This window comes from Porphyromonas circumdentaria (genome assembly GCF_900167105.1).
GTDB lineage: Bacteria > Bacteroidota > Bacteroidia > Bacteroidales > Porphyromonadaceae > Porphyromonas > Porphyromonas circumdentaria.
This window is the reverse complement of the sequence record NZ_FUXE01000013.1, coordinates 35,029-56,575: the sequence shown is the minus strand read 5'-3', so window position 1 is coordinate 56,575 and position 21,547 is coordinate 35,029. Positions and strand designations below refer to the sequence as shown.

Here is a 21,547-nt window from a genome sequence, read left to right as displayed (position 1 = left end):
TTGCAAGTTGCAAATAAAGATTTGTTCGTGAGTCAATGATGTTATACTCGACAGTAAACTATCTTTACTTTTCTGATATAATGTTTTTTGCGACACTCGATACTTCTCTCCTCTCTGTTTAGAGGGAAAAAAGGAATCTAAAATACTTATATAAAGGTATTGAATGATTTTTTTTAATAAATATCAGGTATTGAGTAGTCCTTAATTCTCTTCTACCTTTGCACTCGCATAGCACTATGTCGAGGAGAAACCCCTTAACCATAACGATAGTAAAAACTGTAATTCAGACTTATGACTTCCTGGGTACTGTGCTTTTAAGTCTGTACCGAAATCAATAGGGAAGGTCTTCCTTATCTATATAAAAACATAGTTTGCTCAGATTTCATGTATTGATTTTTATCCATAAACAAATAATAGAAAGATTATGAAGAAAATTTTTTACGCATTAGTTATTGTGTTTTTTTCTACAATAACACTTTATGCACAACTTCCCGCCATAGGAGGGCCAGCTACATTTAGCTCTCAAGGCTATAAGTACCGGTTAAAATCATTTTTGGAGTATAGAGAAAATGGAGCATTAGCCTCTTACAGATATGTTTACGACAAGGATGGATATATTGAGCAGCGCATTATTTCTACCGATAATGAAAACGAAGTAGAGCGTGATCGCTTTGTTTATAATGAGAAAAAACAGCTTATTGAAAAAGTACAGGAAGCTGGAGCCGACTTCGACCAAAAACTTCAAAAGAGTCTCTACGAGTATGATAATTTAGGTCGTTTGGGTATATCTGCTGTGTACATCTGGTTGGATGATGAGTATCAACTCTTTGCCAAACAATCTTATGAGTATGAAGGAGACTCTTTCTTACCCAAAGTAATCCATCACGACGGGTTTACACAGAATCAGCAGCGGACGGAAGAAGTCGAGATTTCTTTTGATTACAATGAGCAGGGAAAACCTACCCAGATTAAAAGTAGAGTTGACAACTCTTACTTGAGAAATACTACTAAGATATTTTATGACAATCAAAATAGAATTACGAAGCTAAAAATAGAAGTGCTTAATCCTGGAACTGGACAGCGAGAGGTGTATATGGATGACTATAAATACGAAGAGAATGGAAACATGTTACAAACTGGGTCTGGAGACTTCTTGGACTTCTGGGAGTACGATAATAGCAAGAGTGGGGCAGAGACCTATTTCCCTCCTCAGTTCGTAGACTTTTATGCTATGGCTGGCTCTCTTTACCCAAGTACTTTTTTCATGTTTAAGATTCCCTACGAAGGATTGGCGCATCAGGTGACAAAAGTAAGCTCAACGAATGGTGCAGAAAACCCTGCCGAACTTTTATACGAATTTGAGTACGAAGAGAACCCCTCGTACAATAGTATAGGGGTTGTCGAGACAGAGAACAGAGCATGTATTTTGTATACTCAAAATGGAGAGATGTTCGTAGAGGCTCCTGTGCAATTCTTAGGCAAGGAATATCGTCTCTTTGACAGCTTAGGGGTAATGCACGCACAGGGTAATATTACTTCGGCGGTTACTTCTTTGGGTACTTTAGAAGCGGGAGTTTATATTCTTTCTGTCGAAGGAAGAGCCTACAAAGTAATCATCTAAAGAAGGAAGCGTCCAAAGCATCTTCAAGTTATAACGAGAGGCTCTATCCTCTTCTGATAATAAATCCTCAGTCTTGCTCATAGAGTAGCAGGGCTGAGGTTTTTTGACACCCCTCCCCTTTGTCAGATATGATACAAAGAAGTATAGGCGCAGACCTCTAAGTTTTGACCTATACACCAAAGTTTTTTCAACTCTACGGTCGAGTACAAAAAAAGAGACCTCCGATAAGGAAGGCCTCTTTCTATAAAAAGTGTGGAAACTATTACTTATGCTTCTTCAGAACGATAGTCTGCGAGTTCGCTTGCAGAGAAGTTGCGTACATAGCTATCAATCTTTTCTTGCTCTGCCAAAGCATAGCGATGATAAACACGGCAACTCTTGTCGAAGAGTTTGGGCTCATCGTTAGCGGAGAGCAGTAGTAAGTGAGCAAAGAGTGCATGAGAGGTAATCTCCACAAGACGTCGAGCATGGAAATCCAACAACTCTTGGTCTTTTTGTGCTGTTACGAAGTCTACCAAAGCACGAGCACGCTCAGCCATTTGAGCCATAGACTCTTTCAAAGATTGTAGTTCTGGGCGCACCTCTACCTTTTGATATTCCTGCATACGATCATAGTAGGTGCCTGTGGTTACGTGGCGGATAGCGGCAACTATCTGCAGCTGTGTGGTACCTTCATAGATATTTGTGATACGAACATCGCGATAAAGGCGTTCACACTTATAATCTTTCATGTAGCCCGAACCACCGTGAATCTGTACACAGTCATACACGTTTTGATTGGCAAACTCTGTGCTTAATCCCTTACCGATAGGGGTAAAAGCATCTGCCAAACGAGTATAATACTTCATCTCTTGACGCTCTTCGGGAGTTAGTTTTCGCTCACGAGATATATCCTCAAGTAGCTTGGACATATCTACAAGGCGACACGTTTCGTAGAGGTGAGCACGTGTTGCATCTGTCTTGGCGCGCATCAAAGCCAACATCTCGTATACAGCAGGGAATTTGTCAACTGTCTTACCAAACTGCTTACGTTCGATAGCATAGGCGTGGGCTTCCTGCCAAGCTGCTTCGCTGATACCTACTGCTTGAGACATTATACCCAAACGAGCACCATTCATAAGTGCCATGATGTATTTGATCAAACCTAAACGACGCTCTCCACAGAGTTCGGCACGGGCATTGGAGAATACCAACTCGCAAGTAGGTACACCTTTGATACCCATCTTATGCTCGATACGACGTACTGTTACACCAGGGTTGTTTTTTGCATCAAATATGAACATAGACAAACCGCGACCATCACGGGTACCCTCTTCACTACGAGCGAGTACTAAGTGTATGTGCGAGTCTCCGTTGGTGATAAAACGTTTTACCCCATTGAGATACCAAGCATCTTCCTCTTCGTTGTAGGTAGCTTTAAGCATTACCGCCTGAAGGTCGCTACCTGCATCGGGTTCGGTAAGATCCATAGACATAGTTTCTCCCGCAGAAACACGAGGGAGGAAACGCTGACGCTGGTCTTCGTTACCAAATTCATAGAGCGTAGTAGCACAGTCTTGTAGTCCCCACAAGTTTTCAAAACCTGCATCACTGCGCGATACGATATCTGCTGCCATGATGTAAGGAGTAATGGGAAAGTTCAAACCATCGTAACGACGAGGTAGAGCGATACCCATCAAACCAGCACGACGTACTGCATCTAAGTTTTGTTGTGTGTATTGGTCGTAGATAGCACGGCCATTTTCGAGTGTAGGACCTGTTTGGTCTACATTTTGAGCATTGGGTTCAATCAAATCGCCACAAATCTCGCCGACGATTTCCAATACTTGCTCATAGCTATTCATGGCATCCTCAAAGTTTTGAGGAGCGTAGTCATATTTATCTTTATCTGAGTAATCGCGCTCCCGGAGGGCTACAATGCGCTCCATCAATGGGTGACGAAGGTGGTAACGTAGCTGAGGGATTTCGTTAAAGAAATTAGCCATAATAATACTTTTGGGGATTATTTACTATTCTTCTTATAAGCCGCAATCATCTTGGGAATAACCTCCTCGACGCGACCTGTTATAACATAGTCTGCAATAGCATTGATGGGGGCTTCGGGGTCTTCATTAATAGATATGATGAGAGAGCTCTCCTGCATACCTGCCACGTGCTGAATCTGACCACTAATACCACATGCAATGTAGAGTTTAGGACGTACAGTTACACCTGTCTGACCAATCTGGCGGGCATGCTCTGCATAGCCAGCATCGACAGCGGCGCGAGATGCTCCTACTTCAGCTCCCAATACATCAGCCAATTGATAGAGCAGGTTGAAGCCTTCTTTAGACCCCATGCCGTAACCTCCTGCCACGATGATAGGACTTCCGTTAAGGTTTACTTTGCTCTCTTCGATATGTCGCTCAATGATAGATACAACGAAGTCGGCGTCGGTAACGTAGTCGGCTACATTATGTCTTACTGTTTGTCCTTTGTAGTTGGCATCGAAAATCTCCTTTTTCATAACCCCTGGACGTACTGTTGCCATTTGTGGGCGGCAGTCGGGGTTCACGATAGTTGCTACGATGTTTCCCCCAAAAGCTGGACGTATTTGATACAAAAGATTGGGGTAATGCTTCTTGCTCTTGGAATCGGTATACTCGCCTATTTCAAGCGTTGTACAGTCTGCCGTTAGTCCACTATGAAGAGCAGAAGAAACTAAGGGCCCTAAATCACGTCCCAACGTTGTTGCCCCCATTAAAGCTATTTGAGGTTGCTCTTTTTCAAACAACTTGGTAACGATAGCACCATAAGGATTGGTGGTATAGTGTTTGAGTCTTGAATCCTCAAAGATGTGAAGCACGTCTACTCCAAAAGGAAACACTTGACCCTCTACCTTAGAGGCGTCGTCTGTTATGGCAAGAGCCTCTAACTGGCATCCCAACTGGGTAGCTAATGAACGCCCTTTAGTAAGGAGCTCTAAGCTAACCTCTTGCACACAACCATTCTCTATTTCGAGATATACAAAAAGATTATTCATAGGATTTGTTTATATGAAAGTTATCCGATCGTATGGTTGGCGATAAGCTCCGCTACCAAATCGTTAATTTGAGCATCGGAAGAGTCATAACGACGAGCTTCTTTTGCTTGGAATACTACATTCTCGATAGTTTTCACCTTAGTGGGTGATCCTGCCAAACCGCATTGTTCGAGGTCTGCACCTACTTCAGAAGCAGATAGTTCTACCAACTGAAGGAAAGGACGCTCGTTATAGAGCTTTTGGTTAATTTCTGGCGCAGCTGCAATCTCAGATGCTGAGAGGGCATACTTGTAACGCTGTAATAATTTTGCATTGCGAGGACGGCAAGGAGCCGAACTCCCATTGACAGTAACCAATAGAGGCAAAGTAGCTTTTACCTTCTCCACACCATGTTCCAAACGGCGGCGTACGGTGATTTCATTCTTATCGATGGAGACAATTTCTTCTGCATAGGTAATGGTTGTTATCCTTAACTTATGAGCTACTTGGGGGCCTACTTGAGCTGTATCTCCGTCGATAGCTTGTCTTCCAGAAAGAATCAAATCGGGCATACCAATGTGACGTATCGCCATAGCGAGAGCATAACTGGTTGCTAATGTATCGGCTCCTGCAAAGGCACGGTCTGTAAGTAAATATCCACGGTCGGCTCCACGGTATAGAGCTTCACGAAGTACATCTGCAGCACGGAATGGTCCCATAGTGAGTACAGAAATAGTTGTCTCTGGGAATTGATCTTTAATGCGGAGTGCCTGCTCCAAAGCATTAAGGTCTTCTGGATTGAAGATAGCAGGGAGGGCGGCACGATTGACGGTACCATCCGCTCTCATGGCATCCTTTCCCACATTACGGGTGTCAGGCACTTGCTTGGCAAGGACTATGATCTTCATAAAAATTTTTATTTAGAATTCTGTTTGTGACTATTTGTTCTAAAAACTCTCTTATATATTTAGGCCTCTCTTACCGATTAAGGATTTTATTTTTCGCAACGATCGCATTGTAGGGCTTGATATAATCAGGCTCCCAATAAGCCAAGTTTACGAATTTGCCTTTGGCATAGCGATCAAATGCTATCTTCTGCATGTTTCGAGCCAGACATTCAAAATGTTGGAAAGAAGCATTGGGCAGTTGGAGGGTGTCTTGGCACTTAAGTGCACCATTACCGATAAAATAGATGGGAGATGCTCCTGCAAACTCTTGAAAGCTTTCGTCTGTGATAATTGCTGCTTGAGGAGAGGAGATTTCTTCTAAAAGAGGGGTGTAAGATGCAGTGTAAACCTCCATGCGTCCTGCATCTATCATAGAGATAATGCAAGCATCGGAGGCTAATTGATTTGATTGTAAGAAACCAGAAGCTAAAGCCTCTAAGGTGGAAATTGCTACAATAGGCTTGCCCGTAGCAAAGGCATATCCTTTGGCGAAAGAGGCTCCGATGCGTAGACCTGTATAAGAGCCTGGTCCACTGCTTAGAGCTATTCCTTCTATTTGTAACCCCTTTTGCTCTGCCTCTTCCAGCAGTTCTTGGGCAAATACAGCTATTTGTTTGGCGTGTATGTTGGGCTCCGTATTGACCCGCTCTGCAACTACCTCGGAGAGGGTCAGAAGTGCTAACGAGCAGCTATTAGAAGAGGTCTCTATCGCTAAGAGAGCAGAACGATCATTTATAGGTGCCATGTTTGTAACCATTTTGCTGCTTGTCAAGGAGCCAATCGGTTTAATGTCCAAGAGTTATCCTCCTGTTTTTCGTATAAAAATCTGTCGTGCAAGCGACTTTCTCTTCCTTGCCAAAACTCGATGCGAGAGGCTTTTACACCGTATCCTCCCCAAGTGTCGGGGCGAGGTACTGTACGCCCAGCATATTTCAAAGACTCTTTGGCAAACTGTACCATTATATACTCTCTATTAGGAATAGGACGGCTTTGAGGCGAGATACGTGCCCCAATGCGACTTTTGTAGGGTCGTTGAGCAAAGTAGGCATCACTAATCTCGGGGGAGAGTTTCTCTACCACTCCCTCTACGTGTATCTGACGCTCTAGCTCGTGCCATACGAAAGAGAGGGCAACGTGGGCGTTAGCACTCATCTGCGTCCCCTTTCGACTCGTATAATTACTATAGAAGATGAATTGGTCATCCAATATCTCCTTAAGTAGTACGGTACGCATGCTAGGGTGACCATCTGGAGTGGAAGTGGCAACAATGACAGCTGTTGGTTCTAATGCCTGAGCATCAATGGCATCTTTTAGCCACTGACTTACCTTTTCAAAAGGGTTGTTAGGCATCTCTTTCCGACTCAAACTCCTTTTGATGTACTCCCGACGGATATTCTCAAAATGCTGATCCATATCTACTTCCTATTCTTGGACTCCTTCCCTTTCCTTTATTTAAGCATCGCAGAAGGGTATACAATGCACAAAAATAGTCTTTTTTTCGATACCTTTGATGCGAATTTGTTTAAGGAAAAGAGTTTACCACCTATTATGATGGACACAATAAAACAGATATATCGCATTGGGCACGGTCCGAGTAGTAGTCATACTATGGGGCCTAGAAGAGCCGCTGAGATGTTTCTGGCACAGACTAAGGGGCTTTCTATAGGCTCTTTTGAGGTTACCCTTTATGGTAGCCTTGCGGCGACGGGTAAGGGGCACATGACAGACCAAGCCTTACTTTCTGTACTCACCCCTCTTTCTCCCACTACCATATTGTGGGAACCTAAGATAGAGTTGCCTTTTCACTCCAATGGTCTGCTGTTTCGCGCTCTTGACCCCGCTGGAGAGGAGCTAAAGCGTTTTACAGTGTACAGTATCGGAGGAGGAGTATTGGCCAATGATGACTTTAATGAACAGATAAGTAACCCGATTTATAAGATGTCTCGCATCGGAGAGATGATGCCTGTACTTCAGAAGCATGGGATGTCTTATTGGGAGTATGTAGAGCACTGTGAGGGACCTGAGATTTGGGACTATCTGGCAGAGGTTTGGAAAGTGATGAAGCAGGCCATACAGGCGGGGCTGGAAGCAGAGGGAATACTTCCAGGTGGATTAGGCCTCCGACGTAAAGCAGCGGAGTATTTTATCAAAGCGCAAAGTTATTCCGAGAATGTGCGTGCGCGAGGTCAGGTATATGCTTATGCTTTGGCGGTAAGTGAACAAAATGCCTCGGGCGGATTGGTGGTGACGGCACCTACCTGCGGTTCGTGCGGAGTTATGCCTGCTGTTCTTTATCACTTGCAAGAGACGCGAAAGTTTACCGATAAACGCATCTTCCGCGCTTTGGCAACAGCGGGGTTGTTTGGTAACGTGGTGCGTACCAATGCTTCTATAAGTGGGGCAGAGGTAGGCTGTCAGGGAGAAGTAGGTGTGGCATGCTCTATGGCAGCAGCGGCAGCAAGTCAGCTCTTCGGAGGGACTTTGGCACAAATAGAGTATGCTGCAGAGATGGGCTTGGAGCACCACCTCGGACTTACTTGCGATCCCGTGTGCGGTTTAGTGCAAATACCTTGTATAGAGCGTAATGCCTTTGCAGCAAGCCGAGCTTTGGATGCTAATACTTATGCCAATTTTACGGATGGAAAGCATCGTGTGAGCTTTGACCGAGTGGTGGCTACGATGCATCAGACTGGGAAAGACCTCCCAAGTTTGTATAAGGAAACTTCTACGGGTGGTTTGGCAAGCAACTCCGATATGGACGAGCAGCCTGGAGATCCCGAGAATAAAGTCAAGGAACTTAATAAGGAGTTATAGTTATAATTGGCTAAATGGTGGAGCAAAGTCCTATGAAAACGAGTATAGAACTCACAGGAATGAAGTTTTATGCCTATCATGGTGTACTCTCTCAAGAGCAGAAAGTGGGGAACTGGTTTTCTGTAGACCTTGCTCTCTCTGTTGATTTTACCTCGGCTACCTACTCTGATCGCTTGGAGGATACGATAAACTATGCGCATGTGCACGAATTGGTTGAAAAGGAGATGAATACTCCGTCGCAACTCATAGAGCATGTTGCTGGACGTATACTCCAATCTCTCGAGAAGAGTTATCCAACGATACAGGCTATCCGAATTAAGGTTACTAAGATAGCCCCACCCTTCAAAGGACAGCTTGATGGCGTGTCCGTTGTTATAGAAAAGAGGGTGTAACTCTTTTCTTTTCAGTACATCTGTCAATATTTTTTACTTTTCCTCTTTGGAGAGCTATTCTGAAGTTCTTCTTCTTTTGTCGTAGCCCATTATGACGACTTTATTGGGGCTTTTCTTTTGATTGTTCTTTGTAAGGGCTCTCTATTTTTTTACTTTTGTTCTGCTTTTTCCAATATAAACAATGAAAAGATTTATGCAGCGAATTATTTTTCTTATCACTACCATCGTTCTTTTTTACCAATTTGGTTACGTACAGGCTCAGCAGGCTGTGAAAGGTGTAGTGATAGGTAATGGAGGGGAGGCTCTGGAGTATATCAATGTTGTGGCAAGGAGTTTGCCTGACTCTACTTTTATTGCGGGAGTTGTTACCAATAGAGAGGGGGCTTTTTCTTTTGAGAGTTTGCCGAAAAACAGTTGTTTATCTTTTAGCTCCATCGGGTACGAAACTTCTACTTATCCAATAGCCGAAGAGATGAGCATCACCCTAAAGGAAACTTCTATTGAGTTAAAGAACCTGGTAGTCAAAGCCAATCGCCCCCAGATACGCCTCAAAGATGGTGCTTTGGAGATGAATGTACGAGGCTCTGTTTTGAGTCATCACTCTGATATTATGAACCTATTGGGGCAAGTGCCTGGGTTAAGAGAGACTCCTGAGGGAGGTGTAGGCTTGATTGCAGGAGGAAGACTCATGATTTTCCTCAATGGTAGGGAAGTACGACAAATGGATGAGTTGCGTACGATTGACGTAAAAAGTATTAAGAGTCTGCGTATAGACAATGCCCCAGGGGCGCGCTATCCCAGTGATGTGCGAGCTGTGTTACATATTCGCACCTTGCAAGACCTTTCGGCCCTTTCGGTGCGGTTGGAAAGTTGGACAAGGCAGGCAACTAATCTCTCTAATAGTGAAGAGGCGTATATAAGTTACGGTCAAGGAAAGATGAACTTCTACGGAATGGCTTCGCATGGGTTCTATCAAAAAATCAATGAGCAAGATTGGAAGACTACTATCTCTGAAACCCAGGGGACAAATGTAGAGGAACGACTTAGTTCGAATTTAATTAATAGAGCCAACAATAGGAGGCTTGATGTGATGACGGGGTTTGATTTTACCCCAGTCGAAAAGCTCACTTTAGGACTAAAATACACCTTTAATAGAGAGGGAATAATAGCTAATGTGAAAGATGATTCACACTCTTATATTGGCACTCTTCTCAATGACCATGTGCTTTCTCAAACACGTTTAGATGATATAACCCTTTCGCACCACGTCAATGCTTTTTCTTCATGGCAGATTACTCCAAAGCTCAATCTTACCTTAAATGCAGACTTTTTTGGAAAGAAGAAAGATAAAGACCAAAACTCTACCGAACAGAGCCTAATACACCATACTACTACGCCAATAGCTATCTACTCTTTTACTCGTCATAGCCTTTGGCAAGGCAATGCCATTTTGGGGTATGACTTGGGTAAGGGACGCACGGCAGAGATAGGCGCAGAGGTAAACAGTATTGGGGGCGATAGCCACCAACTGTACGGGCTGGAGCGTAATCGGGTGAGTGATTATACCAATGCCGAAAAGATTTACGCAGGTTTTGTCTCTTACAACTTCGATTGGTCGGGCTGGAGTACCCAGTTAGGCTTACGGTATGAGTATGCAGAGAGTGGTTTGTACAACCACCTTGTGGCTGGCAAAGATATTCTTCGCTCTTGGGGAAATCTTTTTTATACAGCCAAAGTGTCGGGCAATATTGGAAAGACAATGCACATCTTCAGCCTCAAATCGGGTATTGAACGCCCTACTATGGAGCAACTCAGTAACAATACCTATCGTTCCAATCAGTATTTGAAACAAGAGGGAAATCCTTATTTAGTACCCGAGCGTAGCTATGATTTTGGGTATAATCTAATCTACTCTAACTACTACTTCTCGGCAAACTATACGTACTATGAAGATTATATGGAAACCTACATCCGAGCCAATCGAGAAGTGCCGAGCGGATACATTGTATCTTCAACTAACTATCGTCAGGCTGGTAAACTGCAACTTGTAGCCAATGTGCGCCAGAAGTGGGATTGGTACAACCTGACTGTAACAGGCTTTTTTCAGTACCATCATGTCAAAGGAGAGAAACAACAACTTTTAGTTAAACCTCTTCCTCTTTATTATCTTCGTTTGAACAATGGCTTTTCGCTCCCCAAAGGTTACTATATAGATTTGGAGTATAGCTATCAAAGCCCTACTACAATGAAAGTTTATTTAGTTGATAGGAAGCATCTCCTCAATCTATATGCCAATAAGGATTTTTTCGATGGTAAACTACAATTATCTCTGCGCCTTAATAATATACTACGTTCAAGAAGTCGATTTTTTACCTCGATGGGGGGTGTTGTAATAAACCAAGGAGAGTATAATGATTCTCGCAATATATCGCTAAACATAGTCTATCGGTTCAATAAAGAGCGTAGCTATAAGGGAAAAGATACTGCCTCCGAAGCTATGGGGCGTATGTAGCAGGGCATAGAAGACTTTTATGGTAAGAAGAAAGGAACGAGAAGTACATGAGGAAACCCGTGTGTACTCTCGAAGCCTATTTGCTATTTTCAAGAAAAGTAGTACCTTTGCCATGCATTTGAGAAAAGAGGAGTGTTTAGCATTTTGTAGACGTTCTCCTTTTTGATAGAAAGCAGGTCCTATAGCTCAGTTGGTTAGAGCACCTGACTCATAATCAGGGAGTCCTTGGTTCAAGCCCAAGTGGGACCACAGAAAGCATCGAATTGAGAAATTCGGTGCTTTTTTATTTTAAGATTTAGGGAAAGACTTTCCCCTGCTATCAAATTCTCCCTATTCTTCTATTTTAGCTTCAGCACCATAGACCGCATTGATGGCATCTACAAGCTTTTGGCAATTTCTTTTTCTCAAAGAGCAGTAAATGATGCTTTTGCCATCAATGAAGTCTTGTCCCGTAACAAGGGCTTCGTGCTGTTTGATGCGGTGCATAATTTCCCCTGTCAAGGAGGGATTGAATTGGATATAAATGGAGTCGTGGAGTAAAACCTCCTCGCGCTCGGCACTTTCCAATACTATTTTGGCTCCCTCTTTATAGGCCTCTATAAGTCCCCCTGTTCCCAACTTAACGCCCCCGAAGTAGCGAACGACCGCTACCAGCACATTGCTCAGGTCTGCCGAGACGATTTGTCCATAAATGGGACGTCCTGCCGTTCCCGAGGGTTCACCATCATCGTTATGCCTACTCTCTGCTCGCTCTAATCCTATCGCATAGGCCCAGCAAACGTGTGTTGCATCAAAATACTCTTTGCGCAAACGAGCTACGATTGCCATTGCTTCGTCAACGGATTGTACAGGATAGGCAAGTGCGATAAATTTGCTACGTTGTATGTTGTACTGCTCTTCACAGCTCTTTTTTATCGTGGTATAACTATCAATAGAAGGCATGAGATCTATAAAACCGAAAAGACCAGTTTTCGGGAAGTCCCAAAAACCAGCCTCAATCCAACATTCAAATTCAATAAGCGGGTGAGTAATGGGGCTCGAACCCACGACCTTCGGAACCACAATCCGACGCTCTAACCAACTGAGCTATACTCACCATCTATCGTTTCTCCTCTTAGAGTTTTTAACCCCCTTTAGCGAAACGCACGGCAAAGGTACAAAAAGTTTTCTATTGTACAAGAGATTTGCGCGCCAACAACGGAGCAAAGCTGAATAGAATCGTACTCGTAGTCGCTTATTCGGTTGCTTTCGTAGAGGTGCCGTGTATCATGATGCTCAGAAGAAGAAGCATGGCGATGAGATACTCCGTGAGGAAAACGACCAAGTCAATAACCATAATAAGGCTAAAGAGAAGTATCAGAAAGAGAGAGGCTCCATTTTTCTGCCTGTAACTTTCTATGCCATAGGAAATGGGAATAAGGGCTACAAGCAATCCACTTACTACTCCCCCTTCCAGTAGGGATTGTATGAATTGGTTATGGAAGTGTGCCGTATGTTTGGCTCCGTTGAAGAAAGGGTATATAAGATTCTCGGAAGAACCTAATCCGTAACCATTGAGGAGGTTATCTCCCAAGTAGTTGCGTGCCACACGTAGTAGCTCCAGGCGGTGGGTATCTACAAAGAAGTGGAGCAGATGAGGATAAAAGTAGAGCAGTACTCCTAAGATAACTCCAAGGCCTACGATGCTACTGGCCACTACACGTTTGTATCCCCAGCCGTTCTTTTTTCGTACAATAACGATCAATGCTATAAAGAGGTAAAATAGCATGAGGGTGCGGCTTTGGTGTATAAACGAATAGCTGATAGCAGCTAAGGAAACAAGGGAAATAATCTCCCAAGAGTGTCGGTTACTGCTTTTCAAAATATGCTCGGTAAGGAAGTAAAGAATCGGAGCAAGGAATACGAAGCCGAGATAGGTGTAGTGGTCGAAGCCTAAAAGAGAGAGCAGGAAGCCAGGGAACATAGCCTCTCCCGAGATGGTAAAATAGGCTTTGTTGAAAGAGAAGGCAGCCCAGAGAGGGTTTTCTATGCTGAGGCAAGTCCATCCATAGATAAGTAGCTGACTTAGTAGGTATAGGTAGCTGATTTGCAACGCATACTTCATAAATCGGCGCACTGTGTAGCCAGAGGGGGGAGCAATGCACATCAAGAGAGGTACTATCGCTATCCAAATTTCCTTTTGCCAGTAAGTAAGAGACTGCAACGCATTATCACTCCAAAGCAAAGTCAACGCTTCGTAGGCAACGTAAGCGGTGGTAGCTATGAGGAAAAGTTTAGGGCGCAACAATCCCTTGAACCCATTGCGGAAATAGGGAATACAATTCGTTATTGCTCCCAGAATGAAGAAAAATAGAATGCCCAGATGGCTATTGATAACACCGAAGAGCAGATTGGCGTAGCCCAACGACCAAAAGAGCAGGGTACCCTCTTCGTTGAGATGGGCTCTTTTCTCCGTTTTTGCTTGAACCTCTGCCAAGAACTGGTATAGGATCAGGGCTCCTGCTAAGGAAATAAATATCCAAAAGGGGAGCGCAAAATGGGTTATGTCAAGTCGGTCAAGAGCAATCTCTTTCTCGAAAAGATGGGGCGAGAGTAGTGGAAGAAGCACTCCTCCTATCCCAAAGAGGAGAGGAAGCAAGCGAAAATATAAGGTATAAGAGAGCAGAAGATTTTTAGTCTGTTTCATCCTTTGAGGGGTGATTTTCTAATGATGGAGAGAGCGTGATACGTGCCACATCTTTAGGCTGTATGCGCCAGCGGTTATGGCTCCAAAGCCATGCATGGGGTTGGCGACGAATATTTTCTTCCAGCAATCGGGCGTAGCGTTCTACCAGAGCGTAGGGCTTCTCTTGTGACGGGTGTGCCGAGAGCAGTTGTAGATGTCCCGTCCAGTGAAAACGACTATCGCTCTCGATGTTCATATAGACAACGGGCAGATTCATTTTGCGAGCTATGGTCTCCCACCCGACGATGAAAGTGGTAGCTCTATCGAAGAGAAGTGTGCCATAACGTGCCGCCTCGGGAAAGGGGCATTGATCGGCAAGAAAGGCAACTATGGCAACATCTTGCTGCTCGCTCTGCTCTCTCTCGAGAAGTACTTTTGCTGTTTGGCGCATTTCGATGCAACTGGCCCCATGTTTTTGGCGCAAATCAATCATCAAACGGTCGAAATAGGGGTTCGATAGCTGCTTATATATGTTGGCATTGGAGTAGCCTTTCTCTTGAATGAGACAGGGGGCGCCCGTGAAAACCTCCCAATTACCGATGTGCCCCATTGTTAGGATTATGGTTTTATGGCCTTGCTCTCGCAACTCATCCAAAAGTTCTATATTGGCAAAAGAGAGATGCTCTTTGATCTTTTTGCGCGAGAGATAGGGGATTTTGAAGCTCCAGAGCAATGTGTCGGCCAGATGGAGGTAGTAGCGATGCTCCATCTCTTTGCGCTCTTCATCAGAGCGTTCGGGGAAAGCGTTGCGCAGATTTTCTGCGACCAATGCGCGTCGGTATCGGAACCCGTGGTAGAGGAGGTAAGCCAGTGGGCGAGCTTTGACCTTGAGTACCCAACGAGGTAATTGCCCTAAGAGGTAACATCCGCCAGAAAGAATGGTGTAGAGATATGATTTCACGAGCGCAAAGGTACAAAATGAGATAATATAGAGTATTTTGGAAAGTCTTGAGAGGCGAAGGTATGGAGCGTTTATTAGTGTGTGACTGCATCTAAAATATTGGCAATGATAAAGTGAGAGAGCACTTTTACAGACTCTTTCCATTATTCCAAAATAGATTAGATCGTACTATAAATAGTTAAGCTAATTAGTATAAACTTCTTTACTTAATAGAATTTTTCTATTTGTAATCTATGTATGTGCATACGCAACCTATGTATGGCCATACGTAGGTTAAGAATAAAAGAATATATGGGAATAATAGACTTTTTACTTCTGAGCTTTTGATTTTTATCTCAGGAGTTTTGAAGATTTAGTGCCAGAAATTAGGAGCTTTATCTACGATAGAACCTTGTAATAGTAATACAAGAGGGGTGTAGTACGATATAGCACCCTCTCGAGAGGAATAGTACTATGACAAGGTTAGGTGTCTCTTTTTTTGCCGAAAAAATCCAGCGTATGGGAGGAAAACGGTAGAAGATTTTATGAGAGAAGAGTTCCCTCTGCAAGTTGGAAGTAGAGTTCTCGGGCTCTTTTCCCGCTATTCAAGCAGGGAACAAGGCGGAGTTCTTCACCCCCGATGGCAAGATAGTTGGAGCGGAGTTCTTCGCCGATGTCGAGTATCGTTTCCAAACAATCTACAGCAAAGCCAGGGCAGACCACCGTTACACGTTTATACCCTCGCTTGACCCATCTGTACATCTCCTTTTCAATGATAGGGTTTAACCAGCGATGCGGTTTAATAGAAGACTGGAAAAGCATCTCTTTATGGCTCTTTTCGGGAAGTCCTGCAAAGAGTAATTGGGCTGTTTTTTCGCACTGCTCTTTGTAGTCGAAGCCTTTTCGAATGCCTCTTTTCCAGTGTGTAATGGGTATGCTGTGAAAAGAGGCTATATACAAATCGGAGAGGGGCTTTGTGTAGGGAGCGATAGACTCTTGTAAAAGACGTATATAGGTGGGGTGTTGGTAGTAGGGTGGAACAATCCGAATGGGGGTGTTGGGGTACTTTTTGCTTAGTAGCTGAGGGAGATTAGCAAAGGAGGCATAGTAAGAACTGAAAGTTTCATGCGCAAAAATCGGTAAAAGAACTATTTGCTCTACCTTCCTTTCTCTTTCAATCTCTTTTATCAGCGAGGAGGGTTTCTCGCCGCAATACTGCATGAAAGAGAGTACGCGCCAGTGTTGCGTCTCCTTTTGCATCCCCTCTTTTAGTTCCTTGAGATGGCGTCTCAGGGGAAGGTCCCCCTGACAAAGGGAGGCTAACTTCTGATAGCGAGCCAGGGAATCATCTAACTTGCTGGGTATGATAATGCCTCTCGTGAGCAAATATCGAAAAGGTTGAGGTACAGAAACGATATTTTTATCTCCTAAAAAGCTCTGAAGGTATTTTTTGATTGACTGTCGGGAGGTATCTTGAGGAGTACCGATGGTACACAAGATAAGTATATTCATATATGCGTCGAAGTAAGGAAATAGCTACTTTTCATTGAGCTTTACAGATCCATCGATGAGAGTGTAGCTTTCTCCACTTACGGGACAAATGGCTTCTCCTGTGGAAGAAAAATCCAGCTGCATCCCCGCTCTGCTAACCCATCCTATTTGACGAGCTGGATTGCCCACCACAAGAGCATAGTTGGGGACATCTTGACAAACCACACTTCCCCCACCCACAAGAGCATATCGACCTATCGAATGACCGCAAATGATGGTCGCATTAGCCCCGATGGAAGCTCCCTTTTGAACTAACGTAGGGCGGAACTCTTCTTTGCGCTCTATGAAAGCACGAGGGTTGATAACATTGGTGAATACAACTGATGGACCTATAAAAACATCATCTTCGCAGACCACTCCCGTATAAAGCGATACATTGTTTTGCACTTTACACCCATTGCCGAGCCGTACTTGGGGGGCTATAAAGACATTTTGCCCTATAACACAGCACTCGCCCAAAGTACATCCGCCCATAATATGACAGAAGTGCCATATTTTAGAGCCTCTGCCTATGCTTGCTGCGGGGTCTACAATGCTTGTCGGGTGTATATAAAAGTCCATATTCAAGAGTAATACTGCTTAATTAGATGAATGATTTTATCCTGCGTTTTGTTCGATAGTTCAGAGTGTATAGGGAGTGAAAGGACCTGTTGGGAAAGGAGATGAGAGTGTGTTAAGGTCGCTTCTCTTGTGGGAAGCAAGGCAAAAGCCTCTTGGGCGTTAAGAGGTATCGGGTAGTAAATCATGGAGGGGATACCCTCGGCTTCGAGGAACTGTTTCAAACCCTCTCTATTTTCCGATATGCGCAAGGTGTATTGGTGGTAAACATGTGTCGAGTAGGATGCTTCATGGGGAGTTGTAATCGCGGGGATATCCTGCAACTCCCTTGTGTAGTATTGTGCCGCAGCGTGGCGATGGCTGTTGTATGAATCTAAATAGGGCAGTTTGCACCTTAGTATCGCGGCTTGGATTGTGTCTAATCGAGAGTTGCAGCCTACAATTGTATGGTGGTATTTCTTTTTTTGCCCATGGTTGGCTAGCATTTTTATGCGTTGTGCCAGTGCGTCGTCTTGGGTGAAAATCGCTCCCCCATCTCCGTAACAACCCAGATTTTTAGAAGGGAAAAAAGAGGTGCATCCGATTGTTCCCATGGTACCCGTATAAGCCTTTTGTCCGTTCGAAAAGGTATATTGAGCCCCGAGGGCCTGCGCGTTGTCCTCTATAACGAAGAGATCGTGGTGCTGGGCAATAGAGAGTATTTCCTCCATCGGCGCACTTTGTCCAAAAAGATGTACGGGTATGATGGCTTTGCTACGAGGGGTTATGGCAGCTTCGATGCGTTTAGGGTCTATGTTGAACGTATCGGGGTTTACATCTATCCATACGGGAGTAAGTCCGAGTAGTGCGATTACCTCGGCACTTGCTACATAGGTAAAGGAGGGTACGATTACCTCATCTCCCTTTTCAAGAGGAAGTGCCATCAAGGCTAACTGGAGGGCATCCGTCCCGTTGGCGCATGGAATAACATGTCGAGAACCAGTGTATTGAGCTAATTCTTCGGCAAACAGACCTACATCCTCTCCATTGATAAAATCCCCTCTAAGGAGTACTTTCTCTATAGCTTGGTCTATTTGGGGTTTTATCCGCAGATATTGCCCTTTTAAGTCGACCATTGGTATCTTTAACTCCATAGTAAAAGAATTATAAAACTGCCAGCAAAGATACTTAGTTAGATTGAGCTGACGAGAAACAGCGACAGAAAAAAAAGGTTTGTCCCTTTTCTCTCACTCCTTTATACTAAACCATTGGGTTGAAGTTTAGGCACTAAGAAACTACTTTTCAGCCTTTCTTGCCTTTTTATTTTGAAGTCTTGAAGAATAAAGTTTACTATATCCCTATTAGAGCCTGGGTAAACTTTGTAATGCTTTCGACTTGGTGCGCCAATACGAGTTTACTATATTCCTATAAAGATAGCAGCGTATAGGTCAATGTTGTTGTGGTATTAGAGAATCGAGTGTAATACACCACTGGCGGTATTATGTCCAATATTCAGTTGGGGGTAGAGTGTTTGTATACCTTTCGCTTTACAGCTTTAATATCTGCAAGAGGCTTTTCCTCCACCTCCTTCTGGGGATAGGATTGGCGGTTGGGTAGGAGTAACTAATTGTGCTTTCCTCTCGACTTATTAGATTCTTACACTTGTGGATATTACGGTGCTTGGTGAAAAAGGTCAGAGAATACTTCTTAGATTCTGTCAATGCTCCCCAAAATAAAAATGGTAAACAAAAAAAGTCTCTTCCCAAAACTGGAAAGAGACTTTGTATTCTCTTAAGTGCCCGAAGCGGGACTTGAACCCGCACGGCTGCAATAGCCAAAGGATTTTAAGTCCTTCGTGTCTACCATTCCACCATCCGGGCCTCAAAGAAGATTTTCTAACAGAAAAGGATTGGAGATACTAAATCTTTAGAACCCTTCATATCTGTCAGACTTAGAGCGGAAGACGGGGCTCAAACCCGCGACCCTCAGCTTGGAAGGCTGATGCTCTATCGACTGAGCTACTTCCGCAAGCATTCGCCAATGCAAGCCATCTCTTCAGAGGTCTTGTGTGGGCAGTGATGGATTCGAACCACCGAAGGCGTAAGCCAGCTGAGTTACAGTCAGCCCCATTTGGCCACTCTGGTAACTGCCCTTGTATTGACTCCCTTTTGAAACCGATTGCAAAGGTAATAACTAATTATGAATCTCGCAAGAGGTGTCTATCATTTTTAGTGCTGTAATTGCAGCTTCAGCCCCTTTGTTGCCCAAAGCTCCTCCTGCTCGGTCTAACGCTTGTTGCTCATTTTCAGTTGTAATAAGCCCAAAGATAACAGGTGAAGAAGCATTCCTGTTTAGTGATGTGATACCATAGGTTACACCATCACAGATATGATCATAGTGTGAAGTGTCTCCTCTTATTACGCATCCCAATATAATGACGGCATCATAGTATACTTCCGTTTGAAGGAATGCTGCCGCTGCATAAGTGAGTTCGAAAGCTCCAGGTACGTGTACGATTTTGATCTGTTTTTCCTTAATACCTGATTGGTGCAATACTTCAAGTGCTCCCTCTAGTAATTTGTGGGTGATATGACTGTTCCAGTCTGCAACAGCAATAGCAATTTCAACCTCCTCCGTTGCGAGATGCTTTAGCTTGTAGTGGCCTTCAGATAGGTTATGTAGTAGGGTTGACATATAAAATTTTGGGTAGGTATTTAGCAAAGGAGGGGAAAAGTAGGCTTATAGAGCTCTTTCCCCCTTCTGTATATGGATAGAAATAGACATACTATGTAACTATTTCTACAGCTTTGATTGTTTTTAGTTTTGAAGTACTTGGAGGCGTGTGATGTCTGCTTTTGCTTGATTCACTTCTGCAGAGTTGTAATATTCATCTACAATCTTTTGGTAGGCATCGATAGCCTTAGAGTAGTTCTTTTGAACTTCATACACACGTGCTGCTTTGACAAGGCATCCAGGAGAAACAACTTCATTATTTGCCATAGAAGCTGCCTTTTCGAAATACTTTACAGCATCTTCCAAACGATCCAATTCTACACAGCAGTCTCCCATTAAACGTATTACAGAGGGGGCTACCATCTGATCCTTTGCACTGAATTTTTTAAGTTCTGCAAGAGATTCTTCGTACTTTCCTAAGTCATAATAAGCAATACCTGCATACACATGACTCAAGTTAGCAGCGTCGGTACTTGAGTAATCATTGATGATGCGCAGTACGCCCTCTTCGCTCACTCCTGTTGCTTGGAGTACGGTGCTATCTTCTCCCAAAATAAAACGCTCTTCGGAACGGAATAGCTCTGCGGAGGCTTTTGCCTCACGGGGCTTGCTTACATACTGGATGTAAGCCCATATACCAAATGCAACAACTATAACTCCAAGGATACAGTAGATAATCACATTTGCATAACGCTCTGCAAACTTCTCTCCACGAGATATAATTTCTGCAGCATCAATGTCTCTTTCTTTTTCGTTTGACATAAAAACTTTAACTTTTTGCCTTATTTCTGAGAGACAAAAGTAACACTTTCTCCTACAATAACAATATATTTGCCTATACTTTTAGAATGTGCTCCACTCTGGAGTTACAGGAGAAGAACTTCACCCCTTCGCAGCACACTCTCTTTTCTTTTTGTGGAAAGTGTTATTCTATTCTTTTGGCATACTCTGTTGACAGATCTATTGTAGACTGTCAGGCTCCAATGATTGTAGATATTCTCCCTAACCTACATTTCCATTATCGCTCTCTTTACTTTTGTTCTCAACGCTTTTCAATTTACATCTTTTTTGCAGAGTATCACACAAAAAGCCTACTAAACAGACCTTCTGCCTCCTATGCAAGCTTTATTGCATACATGAGTTTTTTGGGGGGACGAGAAAAGAGGTAAAAAAGAAAGGGCTGAAAGATTACTTCAAAAGAAGCGTCTTTCAGACCCTTTTTTAGTTGCGCTCTCCTGCTTGGATTAGAGAGACAATATTGTACATCAATAGAATCTTGATTAGTTGATTTTCTTGATAACAGACATTCCTATATTAATAGCTTCTTCATTCATAGGAATGAGTTTGTGGTGACGTTCTGGAAGAGATTTCTTCAAACCCGTGATGACACTCTCGAGCTTTACAACAGGAGCAACCTTGAGCAGTCCACCCAAGATAATCATGTTGAAAGACTTGTCGTTACCCAGTTTAAGAGATTCTGTAGTGGCATCTACTTCATAGATTTGAATATCCTTGCGGTCGGTCATTGTATGGATACCGTTAGGTTCATAGATTAGTATACCACCTTTTTTTACGCGGGGGGCAAACTTGTCCAACGAAGGTTGGTTCAATGCAATAACGATATCGTATAGATTAACTACAGGAGAACTAACGGTCTCGTCGCTAACAATAACTGTTACGTTAGAAGTCCCTCCGCGCTGTTCTGGTCCGTAGGAAGGCATCCAACTAACTTCTTTAGACTCCATAAGTCCAGAGTAAGCCAATATCTTACCCATCGAGAGCACTCCTTGTCCTCCAAATCCAGAAATAACAATTTCGTATGTCATCTTTTTAT

Annotated in this window: 18 protein-coding genes and 5 tRNA genes; 5 read left to right on the top strand and 18 right to left on the bottom strand. The window is 43.6% G+C overall.

The genetic code is table 11. The features are described from left to right. The first annotated feature begins 424 nt into the window (after positions 1 to 424). Positions 425 to 1,621 (top strand): hypothetical protein, encoded by a 1,197-nt coding sequence (locus tag B5D06_RS06580; RefSeq protein ID WP_078737209.1) that lies wholly within the window; start codon positions 425 to 427, stop codon positions 1,619 to 1,621. Between the two features lie 266 nt (positions 1,622 to 1,887). Here B5D06_RS06580 and B5D06_RS06575 read toward each other — a convergent pair whose 3' ends face one another. The 5 genes from B5D06_RS06575 to pdxH form a co-directional block, all read right to left on the bottom strand. Further along, complete coding sequence (locus B5D06_RS06575; RefSeq protein ID WP_078737208.1) at positions 1,888 to 3,606, bottom strand: Acyl-CoA dehydrogenase C-terminal domain-containing protein; 1,719 nt, start codon at positions 3,604 to 3,606, stop codon at positions 1,888 to 1,890. Positions 3,607 to 3,623: 17 nt separating this feature from the next. Beyond that, positions 3,624 to 4,643, bottom strand: coding sequence for an electron transfer flavoprotein subunit alpha/FixB family protein (locus B5D06_RS06570; RefSeq protein ID WP_078737207.1), 1,020 nt, complete (start codon positions 4,641 to 4,643; stop codon positions 3,624 to 3,626). Positions 4,644 to 4,663: 20 nt separating this feature from the next. Then, the gene (locus tag B5D06_RS06565; RefSeq protein WP_078737206.1) at positions 4,664 to 5,536 is read right to left on the bottom strand and encodes an electron transfer flavoprotein subunit beta/FixA family protein; all 873 of its coding nucleotides are present in this window, start codon (positions 5,534 to 5,536) and stop codon (positions 4,664 to 4,666) included. Positions 5,537 to 5,600: 64 nt separating this feature from the next. Then, positions 5,601 to 6,314 (bottom strand): tRNA (adenosine(37)-N6)-threonylcarbamoyltransferase complex dimerization subunit type 1 TsaB, encoded by a 714-nt coding sequence (gene tsaB, locus B5D06_RS06560; protein WP_159442700.1) that lies wholly within the window; start codon positions 6,312 to 6,314, stop codon positions 5,601 to 5,603. A gap of 23 nt (positions 6,315 to 6,337) precedes the next feature. Next, positions 6,338 to 6,982, bottom strand: a complete 645-nt coding sequence (gene pdxH / locus B5D06_RS06555) for a pyridoxamine 5'-phosphate oxidase (protein WP_078737204.1) — start codon at positions 6,980 to 6,982, stop codon at positions 6,338 to 6,340. A gap of 138 nt (positions 6,983 to 7,120) precedes the next feature. On the opposite strand from pdxH, the gene B5D06_RS06550 reads away from it, so the two are divergent. The 4 genes from B5D06_RS06550 (at position 7,121) to B5D06_RS06535 (ending at position 11,536) form a co-directional block, all read left to right on the top strand. After that, entirely contained in the window at positions 7,121 to 8,383 is a 1,263-nt protein-coding gene (locus B5D06_RS06550; protein ID WP_078737221.1) for an L-serine ammonia-lyase, read from the top strand. Positions 8,384 to 8,415: 32 nt separating this feature from the next. Continuing rightward, on the top strand, positions 8,416 to 8,775 hold the full coding sequence (gene folB, locus B5D06_RS06545; RefSeq protein ID WP_078737220.1) for a dihydroneopterin aldolase: 360 nt from the start codon (positions 8,416 to 8,418) through the stop codon (positions 8,773 to 8,775). A 193-nt stretch (positions 8,776 to 8,968) separates the two neighbouring features. After that, entirely contained in the window at positions 8,969 to 11,287 is a 2,319-nt protein-coding gene (locus B5D06_RS06540) for an outer membrane beta-barrel family protein (RefSeq protein WP_159442699.1), read from the top strand. A gap of 175 nt (positions 11,288 to 11,462) precedes the next feature. Next, positions 11,463 to 11,536, top strand: a tRNA-Ile gene (locus B5D06_RS06535). Between the two features lie 81 nt (positions 11,537 to 11,617). Here B5D06_RS06535 and B5D06_RS06530 read toward each other — a convergent pair. The 13 genes from B5D06_RS06530 to B5D06_RS06465 form a co-directional block, all read right to left on the bottom strand. Then, on the bottom strand, positions 11,618 to 12,334 hold the full coding sequence (locus tag B5D06_RS06530) for an IMPACT family protein (RefSeq protein WP_234989568.1): 717 nt from the start codon (positions 12,332 to 12,334) through the stop codon (positions 11,618 to 11,620). After that, positions 12,310 to 12,383 (bottom strand) — tRNA-His (locus B5D06_RS06525). Before B5D06_RS06525 ends, B5D06_RS06530 begins: the two co-directional genes overlap by 25 nt. A gap of 138 nt (positions 12,384 to 12,521) precedes the next feature. Further along, entirely contained in the window at positions 12,522 to 13,973 is a 1,452-nt protein-coding gene (locus B5D06_RS06520; protein WP_078737201.1) for an O-antigen ligase family protein, read from the bottom strand. Beyond that, the gene (locus B5D06_RS06515; RefSeq protein ID WP_159442698.1) at positions 13,960 to 14,913 is read right to left on the bottom strand and encodes a lysophospholipid acyltransferase family protein; all 954 of its coding nucleotides are present in this window, start codon (positions 14,911 to 14,913) and stop codon (positions 13,960 to 13,962) included. Before B5D06_RS06515 ends, B5D06_RS06520 begins: the two co-directional genes overlap by 14 nt. A gap of 522 nt (positions 14,914 to 15,435) precedes the next feature. Further along, positions 15,436 to 16,404 (bottom strand): ferrochelatase, encoded by a 969-nt coding sequence (gene hemH, locus B5D06_RS06510; RefSeq protein ID WP_078737199.1) that lies wholly within the window; start codon positions 16,402 to 16,404, stop codon positions 15,436 to 15,438. 24 nt (positions 16,405 to 16,428) lie between these two features. Continuing rightward, on the bottom strand, positions 16,429 to 17,004 hold the full coding sequence (locus tag B5D06_RS06505; protein ID WP_078737198.1) for an acyltransferase: 576 nt from the start codon (positions 17,002 to 17,004) through the stop codon (positions 16,429 to 16,431). 2 nt (positions 17,005 to 17,006) lie between these two features. Then, entirely contained in the window at positions 17,007 to 18,134 is a 1,128-nt protein-coding gene (locus tag B5D06_RS06500) for a DegT/DnrJ/EryC1/StrS family aminotransferase (protein ID WP_078737197.1), read from the bottom strand. A 642-nt stretch (positions 18,135 to 18,776) separates the two neighbouring features. Beyond that, positions 18,777 to 18,860, bottom strand: a tRNA-Leu gene (locus tag B5D06_RS06495). Between the two features lie 75 nt (positions 18,861 to 18,935). Further along, a tRNA-Gly gene (locus B5D06_RS06490) sits at positions 18,936 to 19,008 on the bottom strand. Positions 19,009 to 19,049: 41 nt separating this feature from the next. Next, positions 19,050 to 19,132, bottom strand: a tRNA-Tyr gene (locus B5D06_RS06485). A 41-nt stretch (positions 19,133 to 19,173) separates the two neighbouring features. Continuing rightward, a complete protein-coding gene (gene ribH / locus B5D06_RS06480; RefSeq protein WP_078737196.1) occupies positions 19,174 to 19,674 on the bottom strand; it encodes a 6,7-dimethyl-8-ribityllumazine synthase in 501 nt (166 codons plus the stop codon). A 123-nt stretch (positions 19,675 to 19,797) separates the two neighbouring features. Beyond that, positions 19,798 to 20,475: a tetratricopeptide repeat protein gene (locus tag B5D06_RS06475; RefSeq protein WP_078737195.1), complete on the bottom strand. Its 678-nt coding sequence runs from the start codon at positions 20,473 to 20,475 to the stop codon at positions 19,798 to 19,800. Between the two features lie 518 nt (positions 20,476 to 20,993). After that, positions 20,994 to 21,539, bottom strand: coding sequence for a 2-oxoacid:acceptor oxidoreductase family protein (locus B5D06_RS06465; RefSeq protein ID WP_078737193.1), 546 nt, complete (start codon positions 21,537 to 21,539; stop codon positions 20,994 to 20,996). Positions 21,540 to 21,547 lie beyond the last annotated feature (8 nt).